This is a genomic window from Streptomyces sp. NPDC004721 (assembly GCF_053601495.1).
The window spans coordinates 18,356-35,190 of sequence record NZ_JBSGBZ010000072.1 but is presented as its reverse complement, the minus strand read 5'-3'; the positions used below and the strand labels follow the sequence as shown (position 1 = coordinate 35,190).

General features: G+C 69.5%; 13 protein-coding genes, 1 tRNA gene and 2 pseudogenes. 5 read left to right on the top strand and 11 right to left on the bottom strand.

Annotated features, from left to right (window positions below; genetic code table 11):
* Window positions 1-629: 629 nt before the first annotated feature.
* Together ACWEK3_RS37210 and ACWEK3_RS37205 are read left to right on the top strand one after the other, a co-directional pair.
* A complete protein-coding gene (locus ACWEK3_RS37210) occupies window positions 630-1,760 on the top strand; it encodes a PP2C family protein-serine/threonine phosphatase (protein WP_453251741.1) in 1,131 nt (376 codons plus the stop codon).
* A 393-nt stretch (window positions 1,761-2,153) separates the two neighbouring features.
* Complete coding sequence (locus ACWEK3_RS37205) at window positions 2,154-2,369, top strand: hypothetical protein (protein WP_450542657.1); 216 nt, start codon at window positions 2,154-2,156, stop codon at window positions 2,367-2,369.
* 235 nt (window positions 2,370-2,604) lie between these two features.
* Here ACWEK3_RS37205 and ACWEK3_RS37200 read toward each other — a convergent pair whose 3' ends face one another.
* Window positions 2,605-2,838, bottom strand: coding sequence for a hypothetical protein (locus ACWEK3_RS37200; protein WP_453251740.1), 234 nt, complete (start codon window positions 2,836-2,838; stop codon window positions 2,605-2,607).
* A 346-nt stretch (window positions 2,839-3,184) separates the two neighbouring features.
* On the opposite strand from ACWEK3_RS37200, the pseudogene ACWEK3_RS37195 reads away from it, so the two are divergent.
* Both ACWEK3_RS37195 and ACWEK3_RS37190 read left to right on the top strand, forming a co-directional pair.
* Window positions 3,185-3,319 (top strand): annotated as a pseudogene (locus tag ACWEK3_RS37195) (IS630 family transposase); the annotation flags it as partial.
* 754 nt (window positions 3,320-4,073) lie between these two features.
* On the top strand, window positions 4,074-4,370 hold the full coding sequence (locus ACWEK3_RS37190; RefSeq protein ID WP_453251739.1) for a helix-turn-helix domain-containing protein: 297 nt from the start codon (window positions 4,074-4,076) through the stop codon (window positions 4,368-4,370).
* A gap of 40 nt (window positions 4,371-4,410) precedes the next feature.
* Here the strand turns inward: ACWEK3_RS37190 and ACWEK3_RS37185 are convergent, their stop codons facing one another.
* The 7 genes from ACWEK3_RS37185 to ACWEK3_RS37155 all read right to left on the bottom strand — a co-directional run bounded on the left by ACWEK3_RS37185 (window position 4,411) and on the right by ACWEK3_RS37155 (window position 13,260).
* Window positions 4,411-5,508, bottom strand: a complete 1,098-nt coding sequence (locus ACWEK3_RS37185) for a hypothetical protein (protein ID WP_453251738.1) — start codon at window positions 5,506-5,508, stop codon at window positions 4,411-4,413.
* A gap of 408 nt (window positions 5,509-5,916) precedes the next feature.
* A complete protein-coding gene (locus ACWEK3_RS37180; protein WP_453251737.1) occupies window positions 5,917-6,753 on the bottom strand; it encodes a hypothetical protein in 837 nt (278 codons plus the stop codon).
* An 87-nt stretch (window positions 6,754-6,840) separates the two neighbouring features.
* On the bottom strand, window positions 6,841-7,158 hold the full coding sequence (locus tag ACWEK3_RS37175; RefSeq protein ID WP_361408289.1) for a hypothetical protein: 318 nt from the start codon (window positions 7,156-7,158) through the stop codon (window positions 6,841-6,843).
* Window positions 7,159-7,219: 61 nt separating this feature from the next.
* The gene (locus tag ACWEK3_RS37170; RefSeq protein ID WP_453251736.1) at window positions 7,220-8,626 is read right to left on the bottom strand and encodes a Cys-Gln thioester bond-forming surface protein; all 1,407 of its coding nucleotides are present in this window, start codon (window positions 8,624-8,626) and stop codon (window positions 7,220-7,222) included.
* Between the two features lie 317 nt (window positions 8,627-8,943).
* On the bottom strand, window positions 8,944-9,429 hold the full coding sequence (locus tag ACWEK3_RS37165; RefSeq protein WP_453251735.1) for a single-stranded DNA-binding protein: 486 nt from the start codon (window positions 9,427-9,429) through the stop codon (window positions 8,944-8,946).
* Between the two features lie 207 nt (window positions 9,430-9,636).
* Window positions 9,637-11,430 (bottom strand): GTPase, encoded by a 1,794-nt coding sequence (locus ACWEK3_RS37160; protein WP_450547468.1) that lies wholly within the window; start codon window positions 11,428-11,430, stop codon window positions 9,637-9,639.
* 216 nt (window positions 11,431-11,646) lie between these two features.
* On the bottom strand, window positions 11,647-13,260 hold the full coding sequence (locus tag ACWEK3_RS37155; RefSeq protein ID WP_450547462.1) for a dynamin family protein: 1,614 nt from the start codon (window positions 13,258-13,260) through the stop codon (window positions 11,647-11,649).
* A gap of 321 nt (window positions 13,261-13,581) precedes the next feature.
* Here ACWEK3_RS37155 and ACWEK3_RS37150 point away from each other — a divergent pair.
* Window positions 13,582-13,654: transfer RNA gene (locus tag ACWEK3_RS37150), tRNA-Arg, on the top strand.
* A gap of 179 nt (window positions 13,655-13,833) precedes the next feature.
* Here the strand turns inward: ACWEK3_RS37150 and ACWEK3_RS37145 are convergent.
* The 3 genes and pseudogenes from ACWEK3_RS37145 to repSA all read right to left on the bottom strand — a co-directional run.
* Window positions 13,834-15,228, bottom strand: a complete 1,395-nt coding sequence (locus ACWEK3_RS37145) for a tyrosine-type recombinase/integrase (RefSeq protein WP_453251734.1) — start codon at window positions 15,226-15,228, stop codon at window positions 13,834-13,836.
* Entirely contained in the window at window positions 15,228-15,425 is a 198-nt protein-coding gene (locus ACWEK3_RS37140) for a helix-turn-helix transcriptional regulator (protein WP_453251733.1), read from the bottom strand. Before ACWEK3_RS37140 ends, ACWEK3_RS37145 begins: the two co-directional genes overlap by 1 nt.
* Window positions 15,422-16,621: pseudogene (gene repSA / locus ACWEK3_RS37135) on the bottom strand (replication initiator protein RepSA); the annotation flags it as partial. The pseudogene repSA and the gene ACWEK3_RS37140, both read right to left, overlap by 4 nt.
* Window positions 16,622-16,835: the final 214 nt, after the last annotated feature.

Below are 16,835 nucleotides of genomic sequence, written 5' to 3'. Positions count from 1 at the left end.
GTGGAAGCGGGGAAGTCGGGGACCGAGGAGCAATCTTGAAAACCGTCGTGGCGCGAGTCACCGTGGGTTCAAATCCCACACCCACCGCGCAGGTGCACGGCCCCTGACCAGGCGAATCGGTCAGGGGTCGTTGCGTTGTGCCGTGCCCGCTCGACACCGCAGTTCCCCGCGGTTCCCCGTGCGATCGGGCACGGATGGGGCACGGGCACCTTCTGATCCGTAGCTCTATCCAGATCGGTCACCAGTGGTCATACAGGTTGCTGCTGGACTGCTGGCGGGCGCCTCGGTCCGCCTACGGCTGCGGTGGTTGCTGTACTTGGCTGCTGTACGGCAACCACGCAACCCACGACGTACTGACTGCTGCCTTGGAAGCCTGGTGGTGATCTGCGGGATGTCTCCGTTGGTCACCCGGCCTGCTACCTGGGTATGGCCGAAGCTTGGCCCCCATGCTTCTGGACGCCCACGTTGACCGTGACTGACCGCTGATCTTTCACACATGTGGCAAGCGGGTCGTGATCGCCACCTAAAGGACTCTGTTACCAGCGAATGGGCCCTAGCGGTGGCCTCGAATTAGGACATGCCGGAAACTGGAGCATAGAGCGGTATGGGACGACCCGAGGGCCATATGGATGGAGCGATACCAGTACAAGCGCGCCTTCAGGAGAATACGGTGGTCCCGGTGCCTGCCTGCCGCCGTGCTCCTCGCTGCGGTCGTCATTGATTTCGCCTGGCCGGAATTCAACACCTTTCCCCTCCTGGCGGCTGTCTCCGTGATCGCGGCACCGATGTTCTCTCTGGCCTGGACGATCGCCAGTGGTGTGGCGGCCTGCCTCGTCGGGGAACTTCTAGCTCTTCGCGTAGGCCATGTCTTCACCCATTTGGTTCTCATTCGGATCGCGACCGTCAGCGTCCTGACTGTCGTCGCGGCGTTCCTCAATCGGATGTTCGCACGCGAGCGGGAACAGCTGAGAACTTCCCGCCAGGTGGCGGAGGCCATCCAGCGCGCGGTGCTGCCGGTGATGCCCGCCCGCATCCGAGGGCTCGCCGTCGCCACCCGGTACCAAGCTGCCCAGGAAGAGGCCTTGATCGGCGGCGACCTCTATGCAGTCCACGACACCCCCTACGGCCTCCGCATAGTGATCGGCGACGTCCGTGGCAAAGGCATGCAGGCGGTCCCCATGGTCAACACCCTGCTGGGCTCCTTCCACGCGGCCGCCCTTCAGCTGCCGGACCTGCCCGACATCGTCCGCAGCGTGGAAGTGCAATTGCAGGACGTCAAGAGCCGTCAGACCGATGCGACGTACGAAGACTTCGTGACAGCCGTCATCGCCGAGATCTCCCCCGACCTTTCCGTGCTCCGCATGGCGAACCGGGGCCACCCGGCGCCGCTGTTAGTCCACGAAGGCAAGGTGACCGTCCTGGAACCGGAGGAGCCGTCACTGCCGCTGGGTATGGGCGACCTGGCCGGGCCTGATGTTCCGGTGGACCAGTTTGAGTGGCCCCCCGGCGCCACGCTCGTGATGTTCACTGACGGCGTCATCGAAGCCCGTGACCGAAACGGCACCTTCTTCGACCCCGTCCCACCGCTGACCGGCCCCCTCCCCCCAAACCCCGGGGCCGTACTGGACACCATGCTCACTGCTCTATTCCGGCACACCAAAGAAATCGAAGACGATGCCGCGGCCCTCGCGATCACACATATCCCAGTCAGCAGCATTGAACGAGACCCCTCCGCCGCGCCGCAGGCTGGTAGATCGTAGAAACGACGGAAGCGGAGCCTCAACGGCGGCAGATCCGCACACGCGCGCGTGCCGGGAGCGTCCGTACGCGGGGGCAGAAGCCGAAGAAGTGAAGGGCCGGGTCTCTGACCGGGGGCCGTGTAATCGATCAACGCGGCGACCTGCGACTTAGCTGTCGTCGGTTGTCAGCGTTGGTCGTCATTGAGCACCCTCACACGGCCCCGACACGGCCCGAGCCGGGGGCGCCCCTCAATGCGAACTACGGGCGGGGAGGTTGCTGAGGTGAGGTCCGTCCTCAGATAGCCTCACAACGCCCGGCTGTCGGGCAAGCACGCGTCGGCGCTCTCGGGGCGCAGCGAGACCCCGGCGACCTGGCCTTCACCGCCCCGGACGACCTTCAGAAGGAGCGCACCGGTGGAAGCGGAAGACTGGTGTCTGGTCCTTCTGACTTTTACGGTCCTTGCCGGTGCTTTTACGCGGGTGAGTCAGCCGTGGCGCTACAAGTTGATCCTGCCCACTGGATCACTGGGCGTCCTGGTGGTCGGGGTGTTTATCGGGAATGCCGACTGGAAGTGGTACGGAATTCCCTTCCTGCTCGTTGCTGCCGGAGGAATACTGGACGGCCTGTGAATATCCGGAGTTTGGCGCCCCGGGCGCAAAATTTTCCGATCGAACGGAAAGCGGCGCCTGGGTGGCAGCGTTGCGCCACCACCGCCTGGACGAGGTTGAAGAAGGCCCCGCACTGCGCTACCAAACTCTCCAGCCTTGATGGCGTCGGCCAGCGTGGTCCACTGATCGGGCGTCATGGTGACGATGATGTCGGGCCGCTCGCGCCATGACTGCGATCAGCGCTGCGGCGAAGCGATCAGCGAGGACTCGAACTGTGGAACCGGCGTCGCCGCCACCGGAAAAGCGGGGTGCACAGCGCAGACCACGCAAATGTCATGGTCAGGAACTTGAAGGCGTTGCGCGGAACCATGTCAGTCCAACCGATGATCACCGCGAAGAAGGCAGTGGAAGCCACCCACCAGACGCTGAACAGCAGCCAGTTGATCAGCAGCTCCTGCCACCACGGGCGGGTACTCAGCCATTCCCTCATGGCGGCCATCATGCACGATCAGCCGCAACCGCGCCCAGTGCCTTGACCAGGTCGTCGACCGAGCGGGTGGACACGCCATAGACGTAGGCCTCCATGATTCTATTGAGTGGGGAGTTCCACCACCTCAAACCCACCCAGTGCCCATCCGGGGCCTGTCAGCACGCCGCGCGGTCGGCGGAGCGGCTTTTGGGCGGGAGCTGCTTTGGCGCGAGTGATCATGGCCCCTTACGCTGGCCCGCGGATCGGGCAGGCTTGTGAACCTGGCCGTGGACTAATCGGCTCCGGATTCGGCGGACAACACAGCGGATCCCTCAGTATGTTCTGCACAAACAGCCCACTCCAGAGCCTCGAAGCCGACATCCGCGCCTGGATCAAGAACTGGAACGCAGACCCCAAGCCGTTCATCTGGACCAAGACCGCCGAAGAGATCCTCGAATCCCTCGCCCACTTCTGCCGACGGATTTCAGGCGCAGGACACTAGTTCGACGGGCGTCTGCCGGCATGTCGGGATGGCGCATCGGTGGCCGGCCTCAACAAGTGCGGCCCGCTTCAGAGCGGTTGGGATATCCGGTCGGTCCTGAGCCATGCCTCAGACCATACGCAAGTGCTGGTCATGGAGCGCTTGCCGGGGAGGCTGTGCAGATCCGGGTTGAACCGCCAACTCCTCGAGGTTCGCTCGTGGAGCGGTCATGGTGAGTGTGCCGCGCCGCTGCACTCCGTAGCTCAACTGGCCTTCGCTGATCGGTATCTGCGCCGCTGCTCGCAGCATCGTCTCTGAGCAGGGGCAGAGCGGTCGTCAACTGTCGGCGTCTGTCGTCGTTGGCCACCTTCTGACGGCCCACAGACGGCCCCGCTGGGGCCCAGCCCGTCGCTACCGACTTGTCGTGCTGCTTGTTGCTTGTCGGCGCGCAGGTCAGAGCCTGCTTCGAGGCCCCCCGGCGCGCCCTCGCCTCGTCGCGACAAGCGACAAGACAAGCGCCTCGACGATGCGAGCACGCCTTGGCGGGGCGGTCCGACGGCACCTCGCCGCTGCCGTGCCGGGCCGCCGAGTGCCGTTGCCGTCCATCGTCGTTGCCGTCAACACTGCCGTCATTGCCGTCGGCGGCAACGCTGTCTGAGCACCGCCTTAGGAGTTCGGTCGGCATGCCGATTTTCACCGGCCTCGGCGTCCTCTCCTTCGCCCGGATCATGCGCGCCGGCATCACGATGCGTGAGGACCTCGATGGGACAGTCTGATGTCTGAGGAGAAGCAGGAGCACGCGATCGAGGTCCATCTCGACCGGCTGCTCGAGGAGCGGGGGATGACCTTGACGGAACTTGCCAACCGGGTCGGGGTCACCCACGCGAATTTGTCGATCCTCAAGAACGGCAGGGCAAGGGCCGTGCGGTTCACCACCCTGAGCCGCATCTGCGAGGTACTGGAGTGCCAGCCGGGCGATCTCCTCAGTTACCGCCACACTGAGCAGCCGGTAAGCAGTTGCCGCACTCAGGGTTGTCACGCAGTTGGACACTCACCGACCCGCGACGCTTGAGGCTCCCGACCCTGCAGTTCTGATTCCCTGCACATGCCGCTCACGACCGTGTGGCAGTCCCGCACCCCGCATCGCCGGCCTCCCGCATGCGCGTTTCCAGCGACGTGCTCCGGTCGTACGGGTCGACCTCGGGGCCGTCTCCCGGGCGTGTGGCCGCGCGCTCTGCGCTGAACTCGGGGGTGAGGTAGCCGGTGTAGGTATCGCAGCCGCCGTTGGTGGTGTCCACCTTGTAGGAGACGAGGGAGAACGTACCCGGCTCGATGACGACCTTCGCCGGGTCGTCCCAACTCATCACGACCTCGCGACGCACGATGGTGCGCGCGACTTCGTCGCTTCCCGCCGCGGCGCGTACGACCGGGTATACGTACGTGACATCGGTGGTCACCTCGACCGCACCGCGCTTGCCCTCTCGGTACGTGATCCGTCCTCGTGCCTTGACCACATCCCCGACAAGCCGGATCTTCGTCTTCTCGAACCGGCTGAACAGCAGCAGAGGATCGTTCTCCCGGCTGGGTGCGCGGAACGCGGTCGCCAGGTAGTCCTGGACATCCTGCTGATGAGGATTGATCAACGCGATCGCCTTCCTCGGCCGCTCCCCGCGCAGCACACCAGGATCCAGACTGGACGCGGCGAGGAAGTCGTGGGTCTTCTCGAGCGTCTGCGCGACCTGCCCCTTGCTCATCCAGCCGGTCGCCCGAGCCTCAGGCAGGCCGACCCCAGCCATCCCGTCACCCCACTGTGCCGCGGGCGACCCCCTGAACGGCTGCTCCACGCTCGGACGTTGGGCTGCCGCTTCCGTCGGCGGCGGTTGATCCGGACGTTCCGACTCCGCGGCGAGGGCCGCATTCTCGCCGCCTCCGCCTCCGAACCATCCAGCCACCCGCCCTGGATCCAGCGCCACGACCAGCAAGGCGGCGGCAACCAGCAGACCGATCGCGTACCAGCCTTTGCCTCCTTGCCGCCGGGCCGGTTGGTGACTCCGCCACGGCTCCGGCCGGCCGGTCTCCTCCCGCAGCCGCCGCGCCACCATCCGTGCTCGCGCCGACGGCTCCTCGGGCGTGTCCTTGGTCCCCGCCTCGGCTTCACGAAGGAAGCGTTCCCACTCCTCGTCCGGTATGGACTCCCCGCCCTTGCCCACGATGGGGCCCCGCCCTTCTTATGCGCCCGGCCCCACCCCAGGGCCGGGCATCTTGTGTGCATCATCACACAGCTCAACTTGGTTCCATGATCGCCGCCGGTGGATCCCCGGCGGCTCCGCGCCGTTGCGCCGAGCTGAGCCACAAGGTCCGGCGATCAGTGGATGCGGGCACATCATGGTGAGCCGGTCCGGAGGCGCCGTGCCGTTACCGTGCCGGGTCGCTGAGTGTCGTGGGTGTCCACGGTCATTGCCGTCACCGCCGTCAGCGACAGGTCGTGTGAGCAGCGCGCCGAAAGCGCCAATGGAGATCATCCGCACGGCCGCGATGCGTCCACCCGCGGCGACAAGCGAAGAGAGGGTGAGGGACTGATGTGAAGAACCGTCGTGGCGGCGCTGTCACCGCGGGTGCTACTTCGGTGCGGGTGCCGCGTTCTCGTAGCGAGCGGTGTTCTCGGTGACCTTCTTGAGCAGCGGTGTCAGGCGGTCGACGAGTTGCTGGTAGTCGCGGGACCGGCCGTCCGACCACTGGCCCAGCCCGACCACCATGGCCCGGCCGTGCCCGGTGAAGGACTGCACCATTCCGCTGTCGGCCGGCAGGGTCGGCAGGCCGGATCCGGGCGGTGGAGCCTGGGCGGCCACCTGGTAGTCGTCGAAGGCCATGGTCAGCCGGGTCACCAGCTTCACCGTGTCCTGCGGGTCCTTCATCGTGAAGATGGCCAGGTTGAACTGGTTGCCGTGCGCGTCCTTGTAAAGGGCGATCTCCTCGCCGACGCACCCCTTGTCCTCGGCTATGTAGGCCGCCAGCGTCGTTCCGACCGAGTCGGGCTCGGTGCAGGACCCCATCACAACCCCGCCCAGCTTGGTGAACGTCCCGCCGGCACCGTCCTCCACCTGAGCCGGGAACGCCTCGGCCAGCGGGATCATCGGCCGCGCTGCGGCAGGGCCGGCCGCGACCGCTGACGGTGCGGGGGCGGAAGCCGTCGACTCGGGCACGGAGGCCGCCGACCCGGAGGCGGCGGCTTCGTCGGGCGACGAGCCCGTGTGCCTCAGAACGACAAAGGCCGCCGCTGCCGCCACAGCCGCCACCACGGCCAGCGCGGCGTTCCGGGGCCACACCCGCTTCCGCACGGGCGCAGGGCCCTCCTTCACGGTGGCGCTGTTGACGAAATCGTCGTCGAGCACCACGTTCCACTCGTCGTCGTTCCGCCGGTCGTGGTCCGTGGGCACATCGTCGTTCACTGGCACGGTTGAACCGTAGTGATCAGGACTTCCGCGCCGAGTACGCACAGGTCACAGCATGATCACTATCCGGACATCCGGCCCGGGGGGTGCTCAGGCCTGTTCCAGGGCGTCGCCGAACTCGCGCAGGGTCTTGCCGCGGTGGCTGCGGGCCAGTTCGTGGCCGACGGCGATGGCGAGCGCGACCGGCCATTCGATGACGTCGAAAGCCATGAGGAGACCGAGGCCCGCGAGGTAGGCGAGCTGGTCCCGGGGCGGCAGTTCGAGCCGGAGACCGCCCAGGGAGACGGTCACCGAATCACCCGAGACGACCCGCTCGGCCGCGGCGCGGGCGCCGTGGCCCTTCCTGATCGGAGCCGGTGCGCCGGCAGGCGCTGTGCCGGGGTCTGTCCTGCTCGCTCGCACGGTCATGTCACACCCCGTTCGACGGCCGGTGCCGGGCATCCGCTCGATGTCCCTCCACCACGCTAGGTCAGTTCCCGGCGCTCTTCCTCTTGTGGACGATACTCAGGGCCGTGGCACCCAGAACCAGCAGGCTGAGGCCGGTCGCGGCGATCAGCGGGGTGGTGCTGGTGCCACCGGTCTCGGCGAGGTTGGGGTTGGGCGAGGTGCCGCCGCCCGCCGTGACGGGGCTCGGTTCGCCGACGGTCTGGGTCACGGCGCCGCCCGGGCTGCCCTGGGTCCGGCAGTCGAGGACGCCGGTGAAGCGCTCCGCGTGGCCTCCCGGGCCCCTGATCGTGAAGTCGTAGGCCTGGTCCTCCTGGAGCGGGATGGTGATCGTCTCTGACGCGCCCGCGGCGATGCCGTACCGGGTGTCCATCAGCTCGAAGGTGAACGGCTCGTCGCCCTTGTTGGCCGCGGTGATGTCCAGGGCGCCCTTGGCGCAGTTCTTCACCGCGGACAGGGCGGGTATCGCGCCCTCGGCGGCCCAGGTCGCTCCGCTGGTGGCGGCGACCGTGGACTCGCTGGAGCCGGCCAGGATCTGGGTCTGGCTGCGGCTGTCGGAGGTGAAGGCGCGGCCGACCGGAACGGAGGTGGAGGCCTGCGCGGTCAGCGTCGCCGAGCCGTCCCCGGCGTCCTCGGGCACGTCGAAGAACACCTGACTGCCGTCCCTGGCGGACGTGATCTCCTTGCCGTCCTTGCCGACGATCCGCACGCCGCTGGTGGCGGCGCCCGCGGGAGGGGTCAGGGTCACGCTGCTCGCGTTGGTGTGCACGGTCACCGGGCCGACCCGCTCGCCCGGACGACCGGAGACGGCGGCCGGGTCGAGGGTGAGCGAGGCCCGCGGCTCGGGCAGGTCACGGGCGCTCTCCTCCAGGTAGTCGGCGAGCTTCTCGGCCCGTGGGTCGACCGCGTCGACGTCCGCGCCGTCGGAGTAGCGCCATATGGCCACCTGGGTGCCGGCCGCCGCGTCCTGCTCGGTGAGGTTCCCGACGCCTGCCTTGGCGGCGAGCGCCGCGAGATCGTTGACCTGAGGGTAGGAGTTCTCCAGGATCCAGCGGATCTTCCCGGCGTTCTTGTTGGCGGCCAGCGAGGTGCCGCTCCAGGGCGTCTCGCGGTACTTGGCGTCCCGCTGCGTGGGGTTGTACACGTCGATGCAGTAGGTCTGCAGGGTCCCGCCGCCGTCGACGGACATCTCGAACAGACCCGCGGAGACCTGGTGGTCACCGCCGTCGTCGTGGATGACGGCGGTGCCGTAGGTCTTCAGGCCGCCGATGGTGGCGGTCGCGCCACCCGGACTCTGCGGCATGCCGTCGGCGGCGGCAGGGCCGGCGGCGGCCAGCACACCGGCGGCGACGAATCCGGAGATCAGGGTGGCGGCGGCGAGTCGGGCCGCCCCCCGCCTGCGCGCGGACGGCGCAGAGTACCAAGCACACACAGAATTCCCTTTCGAGCAGGACCCGTTGACGTGGGGGTGCGGTCCCACCGGCAGAAACCTCAAAGCCCAGAGACAAGCCCAGAGAGCTGTGTCCGGCATCCTATGGATCCCTCACGCCAGGACTTCGCTGTCGCATCGTCAGATCGCAGATCCGAATCGCAATCGTTATCGCCAAGATCACCTGGGCCCCTGTGAGCGCGGCTCGTCGAGGAGTCCGCTGGGGACTTCCCGGGCGCGTCCCGGGCGTATCCAGGACGCATGCGCCGATGAGCGGCAGTGACGAGCGGCAATCCGGCCAGAGGGTCGGCACACTCCCGTCAGCACACCGCCGCGACCGACTCCGGCTCCGGCTGCGGCTGCGCTTCCCGCGGGACCTCCGTGTCCGCGGCGGCCGTCTCCCACGTGGGCTCCGGCCGCGGAGGCGGACTCGCCGTCTGCGGGTCCGTCCTGACCGTGCGCCGGAAGGCCGACGTACCCCGCGCCAGGTCGTGACCGATCGTCAGGGCGTCGATGTCCGCCCAGGTACGGCTGGTGCCGTCGCGGCTCTCGGTGCGCACCTTCAGCCGGCCCTGCACGATGACGGGGTCGCCCACGGTCAGCGACGCCACCGCGTTGGCGGCGAGCTGGCGATTGGCCCACACCGTGAAGAAGTTGGTGTGGCCGTCCGTCCAGGCGCTCTTCTCCCGGTCCCAGTAGCGCGAGGTCACCGCCAGCCGGAACCGCGCCGAGGCGCCCGAAGGCAGCTCCCGGTGCACCGGCTGCGTCGCCACGTTGCCCACGGTGCAGACGATCGTCTCGTTCATCGTCGAATCCCCTCCCTCGCCCGGCCGCTCGGTCCGGGCGGACACGCGTACGGGCCCGTCCCGTACGGCTGCGCCTGCCGTGACGACCGCGTTCGTCGCGATCGCCGCGGAACCAGACTGCCTCCGTCCGGGCCGAGCCCGCCGAGCCCTGTGGACCACCGCCTGCCTGTGGAAAACTCCCTCACCCTTGCGGGCGATGACCGCCCGTCATCCGACCCCCGCTCCCCGCACCAGCGCGTACTGCTCGCGAACTTCCCGATACCGCAGGAGTTCCGCCGCCACCGGATCCAGCACCCGGGCACGGCCGCACCCCGAGGCCGCCTCCCGTAGTCGGCGCTCGGCCTCCTGGCCGTACCGCCGTGCGGGTCCGCGTGCCGCGATCCGGCAACTCCACTCCACGAACGGCCCGCCCACGATGCCGGCCAGCATGAGCAGCACCGGCACCCCCAGGTACGGCGCCGTCACTCCGACGATCTGGCCCACCAGCCACAGACCGCCGGCCACCTGAAGGATCGTCATCGCCGCCTGCACGAGGACCGCGAGGGGCCACCAGCCCGGGCGCGGGGGCCGCCCCGAAGGCAGCCCGGCCCGCGCCGCCAGCTGGTCCAGCGCCTCGGGCAGCCCGTGCGCACCGCGTACGGCGGCCTCACGCACGGCCTGCGCCCACGGCCCCGGCATGCCGGCCGAGGCCTGGTCGGCCACCGTGCGCACCGCGTATTCGACACGCTGACGCGCGGTGGCCTCCTCGTCCTGCTGGTTGCGCAGCAAGAAGCGTCCGGTGGGTGCCTCGCGCCGGCTCCGGCACCACCGCCACAGCCGCAGCCAAGGCGTGCCGCAGGCCTTGTTGGCGTTGCGCAGCCAGGCCCGCTCGGCCGCCTCGCCGGCGGCGGTGGCACCCACCGCGTCCGCGAGCCGGGCCGTGAACTCCTCACGCGCCTCCTCGCTGAGCCCGGCGTTCGACCGGGCGGCGTAGACGGGCCGCAGGCGCTGCGCCGCGGCGTCCACGTCGGCCGAGATCCGCCGCACCGCGGCTCCGCGCTCGGCCACGAACTGACCGAGCGCCTCGCGCAGTTCGCCGACGCCCTGCCCGGTGAGCGCGGACAGCGCGAGCACGGTCGTGCCCAGCTCGCCGTGCTCGCCGAGGGCGATCCCGTCCTCGTCGAGCAGCCGTCGCAGATCGTCGAGGACCTGGTCGGCGGCCTCGCCGGGCAACCGGTCGACCTGGTTGAGGACGACGAACATGACCTCCGCGTGGCCGGCCATGGGCCGCAGGTAGCGCTCGTGGAGGACGGCATCGCCGTACTTCTCCGGGTCGACGACCCAGATGACGGCGTCGACGAGCCGCAGGATGCGGTCCACGTGCTCGCGGTGCTGCACGGCCGCCGAGTCGTGATCGGGCAGATCGACCAGGACCAGGCCGCGCAGCTGCGGATCGGCGTCCTGGGCCTGCACCGGACGCCTGCGCAGCCGTCCCGGGATACCGAGCCGGTCGATGAGGCTGGCCGCCCCGTCGCTCCAGCTGCACGCGATGGGCGCCGCGGTGGTCGGCCGCCGTACCCCGGTCTCCGAGATGGCGACGCCGGCGAGGGTGTTGAACAGCTGGGACTTGCCGCTGCCGGTGGCGCCCGCGATGGCGACGACGGTGTGCTGCCCGGAGAGCCGGCGCCGGGCCGCAGCCTCGTCGAGGACACGGCCCGCCTCCGCGAGGGTCTGGCTGTCGAGCCGGGTGCGGGACAGGCCCACCAGCTCGCGCAGCGCGTCGAGCCGGGACCGCAGCGGTCCGTCGTACGCCAGCGGGGGCACGCCCGGCTGCCGGGCGGTCCGGGGCTCCACGGGTACGAGTTCGGCGGCGCTGCCCGTCTCGGTGACGCGGCGCGCGATCAGCCCGTCGTCCCAGGCGCCCTCGGCCTCCGCACGGCTCAATGCGTCGTCGTCCGTCCCGCGCGCGTCGCAGTCGTCGTGTTCCACGCGCGCGTGGACGACGGCGGCCTCCTTCACCATGCTGATCTCCCCGGTCACCAGGTGGCCGGAGGCGGCCGCCCCGGGGACCCGGTGGCCCTTGGCGTTCCCGGGCGTCTCCGTGTCTCCGGCCTCGCTCGCGCTCTCCCCGTCCGTCCTTCCGTCCGTATCTCCGTTCGTATCTCCGTCCGTGAGGACGGTGCCCGGCGTCTGATCGGTGTGTTCCGTTCGGTCCTGGTCAGTGACGGCGGTCACCGGTCACCTCTCCTTCAGCAGTGCGGACAGCGCGGCGATGAGTTCGGCCTGGGGTTCGGGGTGCACGTCGAGGGCGTCGAGCGGGGCCAGACGGCGCTCGCGCTCGGCGTGGATCACCCGGTCCAGGTGTTCGGTGAGCAGCCGCCCGGCGCGGTCGCGCAGCCGCAGCGCCCCGTGCGCGCCGATCCGTTCGGCGAGGCCCTCTCCCGCCGACCGCGCCCGGCGGCCTCCCAGCAGCCCGGTGGCGGCCAGGGCGGCGACGGCCTCGGCGTCCGGCGCGATGCTCCGGTCCAGCCGGCGCACCTCGTCGTCGGCGTACTCCTCCAGCTCCCGCCGCCAGCGCCGTACGGCCAGCCCGATGCGGTGCTCGGCGCTCTCCGAGGCGCGATCGCGGTCGGTGAGCCCCGGCGCCGTGGCGGCCTGCTCGTCTCGCCAGGCGTCGTCCACGCGCTCGTCGGCGGCGGTGACCGCGCACAGCAGCAGGGAGCCCAGGCTCTCCACGAGCGCGTCGAGCAGTTCCCCGGCGGAGCAGTCCAGCGGGAAGGCGCGCCACCTCTTCAGGGCGTCACCGGCGAGCACCGCCCCGGCCTGGAGCCGTCCCCGCACGCGCGTGTGCTCGCTCTCGTAGGCGGTCTCGACGGCCGTGGTGAGCCGCAGCGCGGCGGCGTACTGGGCGGTGGCGGCACTGGCCAGCTCGGGCATCCGGGACTTCAGCGAGTCGAGGAGGCCCTGGGCCGTGCGGGACATGACGTACTGCCGGGCCGCGGAGTCCTGGGCCTGGTGGACCAGCCAGGTGCGCAGCTGCGCGACGGCGCTGGCGGGCAGCAGGCCCCCGCCCCAGGCCGACTCGGGCAGCTCGGGCACGGTGAACCGCGGTACCTCGCCGAGTCCGGCCTTGGTGAGCAGCGCCCCGTACTGGCGGGAGACCTCGGAGGCGACCTGGTGCGGCACCCGGTCCAGCACGGTCACCAGCGTGGCGTCGTACTCCTTGGCCGTGCGCAGCAGGTGCCACGGGACAGCGTCGGCGTACCGGGCCGCCGTGGTGACCATGACCCAGATGTCGGCGGCGCAGATCAGCTCGGCGGCCAGGACTCGGTTGTCGGCGATCAGGGAGTCGATGTCGGGCGCGTCGAGGAGGGCGAGCCCGGGGGGCAGGGTGTCGACGGTCTCCACGCGCAGCACCCGGGAGGGGGTGCTCTCCTGCGTCAGCAGGTCGTCGCCGGCCCCGGGGTCGCCCCTGGGCACCCACACGCGCGTGAGGTCCGGCAGGACGCGCATCCCACTGAACCAGTGGTGGTCCTCCGGATGACAGACCAGCACCGGGGTCCGTGTGGTCGGCCGCAGCACGCCCGCCTCGCTGACCCGCCGTCCGACGAGCGAGTTGACGAGGGTCGACTTCCCGGCGCCTGTCGATCCCCCGATGACCGCCAGCAACGGCGCTTGGGGCCTTCTCAACCGGGGCAGCAAGTAGTCGTCGAGTTGTGCGAGCAGTTCGTCGCGGTTGGCACGCGCGCGCGGAGCCCCCGCCAGGGGCAGCGGGAAGCGTGCGGCGGCGACACGGTCGCGCAGGGCGGAGAGTGCGTCGAGCAGCTGAGGCCGTACGTCCAAGGTCACCACATGCGAAGAATGCCCAATTTTAGGGGAATTCTGAAGCATATGAGCATGTCTGCGCGCCGATTGGACACATCGGACGGAAGGGACGACTGGGGCGCGGGTACAGTCCAGGCATAACGAGTGCACAACACCAGGTGCGCCGGACGTCAAAAGCGATGCACGATTCGTACCCGCCTGCGATTATCAGGACCGCTTCACTGAACCTCCACATTGAGCCACGGAGGCGAAGCAACCGGGACATGGATCCGGGAGCCCTATCCTTGTCCCCGGCGATGTCACGGATCAGCCCCCACCAGGGCACCGCGACAGAGGCCACCACACCAGGCCCCCGTAGCTCAGTGGATAGAGCAGGCGCCTTCTAAGCGCTTGGCCGCAGGTTCGAGTCCTGCCGGGGGCGCCTTTGGCAGCCCTCCCCAGTGGGAGGGCTTTTCGCTGGTCAGGCCGGGTTTCACCGGGCACGACGAAGCCCCGGGCACTCCCCCGACGATCATGGGAAGGCTCCGGGGCTGTCCGGCTGTCACCGGGTTTTCGCGGGTGGCCGTGTCGAATACGTGTCGAAGTTCTCGGCCGGGAGGGTCAGCCGACGTCCGGCAGCTCCGGGAGATCCCCCGCGGCTTCGAGCCGCCTCTTGAGGTCGGGAAGCTGCCCCTCGACACAGCGGGCGTACGTGGCCAGAAGCACCGGGACACTGTTGCCGGCCCAGTCCGCCACCTGAGCGGGCGGTATCCCATCGTTGAGCCACTTCGTCAGGCGCGTGTGCCGGTTGTCGTAAACGCGCTTCCCTGTGGGGGACTCGAAGACGTGGGGAGGCAGCACCGCCTTGCGCGCGCCGTGCCAGGCCCGGCGGATGACGGAGCCCGCGAGGATGCCGCCCGTCTCCCCCTGGAAGAGCAGGTCACCCGGCTGGAGCCGTTCGTCCTCGATGTGCTGCCGCAGGATGCGCGTCAGAGCGGGATGTCCCGGCACGGTACGGGTCTCCCCCTCGGCACGGCCCTTCAGATCGCGCTCTTCGTGGACCTCCCCCGTGTCGGTCCACTGCTTGCCGACCTCCGGCGTCGCCGAGTGGAACAGGAGTTCACTCCACTGGTCCTCGGCGCCAGGATCAGGCAATGTCACATCTTTCACTCGAATGGCCACTGCTTCCTCGGGACGCGGACCGCAGTAGTACAACGTGGCGAAAAACGCGTGCAGGCGCCTGCCTCCGCGCGGCCGGCGCCGGATCCAGTCAAGGAGGGCCGCAGCCTGGTCCGGACTCATCAAGGACCGCTTGTCCACGGCGTTGGTGGTCCTGGTGACAGCCGTCGTGTCCTTCCCCTTGGGCAGGGGGTTGGCCCGCAGGATGCGCCGCCGCATCGCGTGCTTCATGGCGACGTTCAGGATCCGGCGATGACGCTTGCGTGACCATGCGGCGGCCTGCCTGCCGTCGAGGCGTGTGTCGAGCGCTCGTAAGACCTCGTCGACCTTGTCCGGGTCCTCCCAGGCAGAGACGGGAAGCGAGTTCCGCTCCACCCACCTGAGGATGTTCTCCACGTCGCGGGGAGCCGCACCGCGCCGGTTCGTGTTGAACGCCCATTCACGCAGGGCGGTACGCACCGCAGCCGGTTCGAACTGAGCTGGCTTAACGCGCAAGAGGGCCACGGTGGTCGCGGTCAGGGTCTTGGCGAGGTTCTTCCGGCTGTTGCCGCCGAGTTGGGCCCAGCGCGCGTCCACGTACTCGACGGCGAACTTGTACCAGCTCATGGCGGCCGACTTGGAGCGATGCGATGCCGGCAGGCCGGTCGCGATGACGAACGCCTCACCCTTGCCGGTCGCCGTGATGAGTTCGGAGCGGAAGCCCTCGGCGAGCGCGACAGTGCCGAACGGCTCACGCCAGCGCTTGCCCGCCACCATCCAGCGCACCGTGTAGGTGGACTTCCTGGCGCCCTTGTACGTGAGGATCTTGTAGATCTTGACGTCGTACGTCGTCTCCATCAGGCGGCGTCCTCGCGGTCGTCGAGCCAGTGATCGAGGTCGCTCCGCCGGATCCTGAGGTCACCGTTCGGGAGCTTGATGCAGCGCGGCGCACGGCGCTTGGCCCGCCAGTCGTAGAAGGTCGAGCGCGAGACGCTCAGTTCCTCGCAGACCTCCGCGAGGGTGAGCATGGTGCGCGATCGGGTGGCCGTGGTCATGTCGTGCTCCCTTCGTCGAGCAAGGCCTGGCGGGCGGTTTCACGGTTGAGTTGGATGTCGCGGGCGATGGTGGCGGCGAGGGCGGATTCGCCGGGGGTGTGGCCGTGGCCTGCGTACTGCCAGTCGGCCAGGACCAGGACGGTGTCCGGCTCGGCGTCGTCCAGGCCGAGGGCTTCGTGTTCCTGGGTGGCGCGGTAGTCGGCGCGTGCCTGGCGGAGGGCGCCGAGGGTGGTGGAGTAGCGGCGGGACTTGGTGGAGAAGTGGCCGCGGAAGCCGAGCATGTGCGCCCAGGCCCACAGCCGCCGGTCCGGATACAGCGGGTCAAGTTCCTTGCATGCCTTGATGAGGCGGCGAGTGTGGTCGGGGACGCCGTGGCGGTCGAGTTCGGACAGCTCACCGATGCGCCGGTCCAGGGTGCCGGTGTTCTCGGCGGCCTTGGTGGCGTACTTGGCGACGTAGGAGGCGACGGCCTGTTCGGTGATGTCGGAGCCATCCCCGAAGGCCTTGACGGGCCGGACGTCGAGTTGTCGGCCCCAGCGGAAGGTGCGGGCCGGTTGGTCTGCGGCGGCCGGGACTGAGACCGAGGTGTAGGAGTGCGCGGCGGCGGCGCGGATGGCGTCAGTGAGCAGGTCGGTACTGGCCCAGGACGGCGGTTGGGTGTCCAGCCCGTCGGGTCCGTCGAGCCGGATCACGGCGTGGAAGTGGATCGCGCCGCGCTTCTGGAACTCGGCGACCTTGCCGTACGAGACACGGCAGTGGTCGGCGAGTTCCCTGCGGGAAAGGCCGGCGCGGGCGGCGATCTCGCGGCGCAGTCGGATGGTGAAGCGCTGCCAGAGTTGCCCGGCGTGGTTGTTGAACAGGACCGCGCCCGCGTAGTCGTAGGTGGCCGGGTCGAGGGCGGTGCCCAGTTCCGGGGCGTCCGGGGCGTGGCGGGTGCCGCAGCGGCAGGTGCCATGGTCGGGCCGGTTGTGGACCGGGCCGAACGAGGGCGCGGTGAGGGTGGCGAAGACGCGGGGGTGATCGCGGACGGTGGCGGGGATGTCGCGGCTGTCGTCTCCGGCCAGCCCTGCGCGGATGAGGTGGTAGGTGTCGCCCGCGTAGGTCCAGGCGCAGGACGGGCAGCGGGAGGCACGACGGTTGCCGCAGGCGACGCGGAGTCGCCCGCCCGGCTCGCCCTCGGTGCTGTAGTGGTGCAGGTCGGGCAGGTGACGCAGACCGTCACGCGGGAGCCGTCGGCGTGACGGGTGCCGGTGGTGATGGCGACGGCGGCGAAGCCGTCACAGTCGCGGCAGATACGCCGGATCGGAGTGGGCTGGGGCATCATGGGCTTGCCTTTCGGGTCCGTTGGATCTGGAAGCTGGGAAGGCGCCCGGAGCGGACGACGTTTGGCCACCGAGGCCGCTCCGGGGG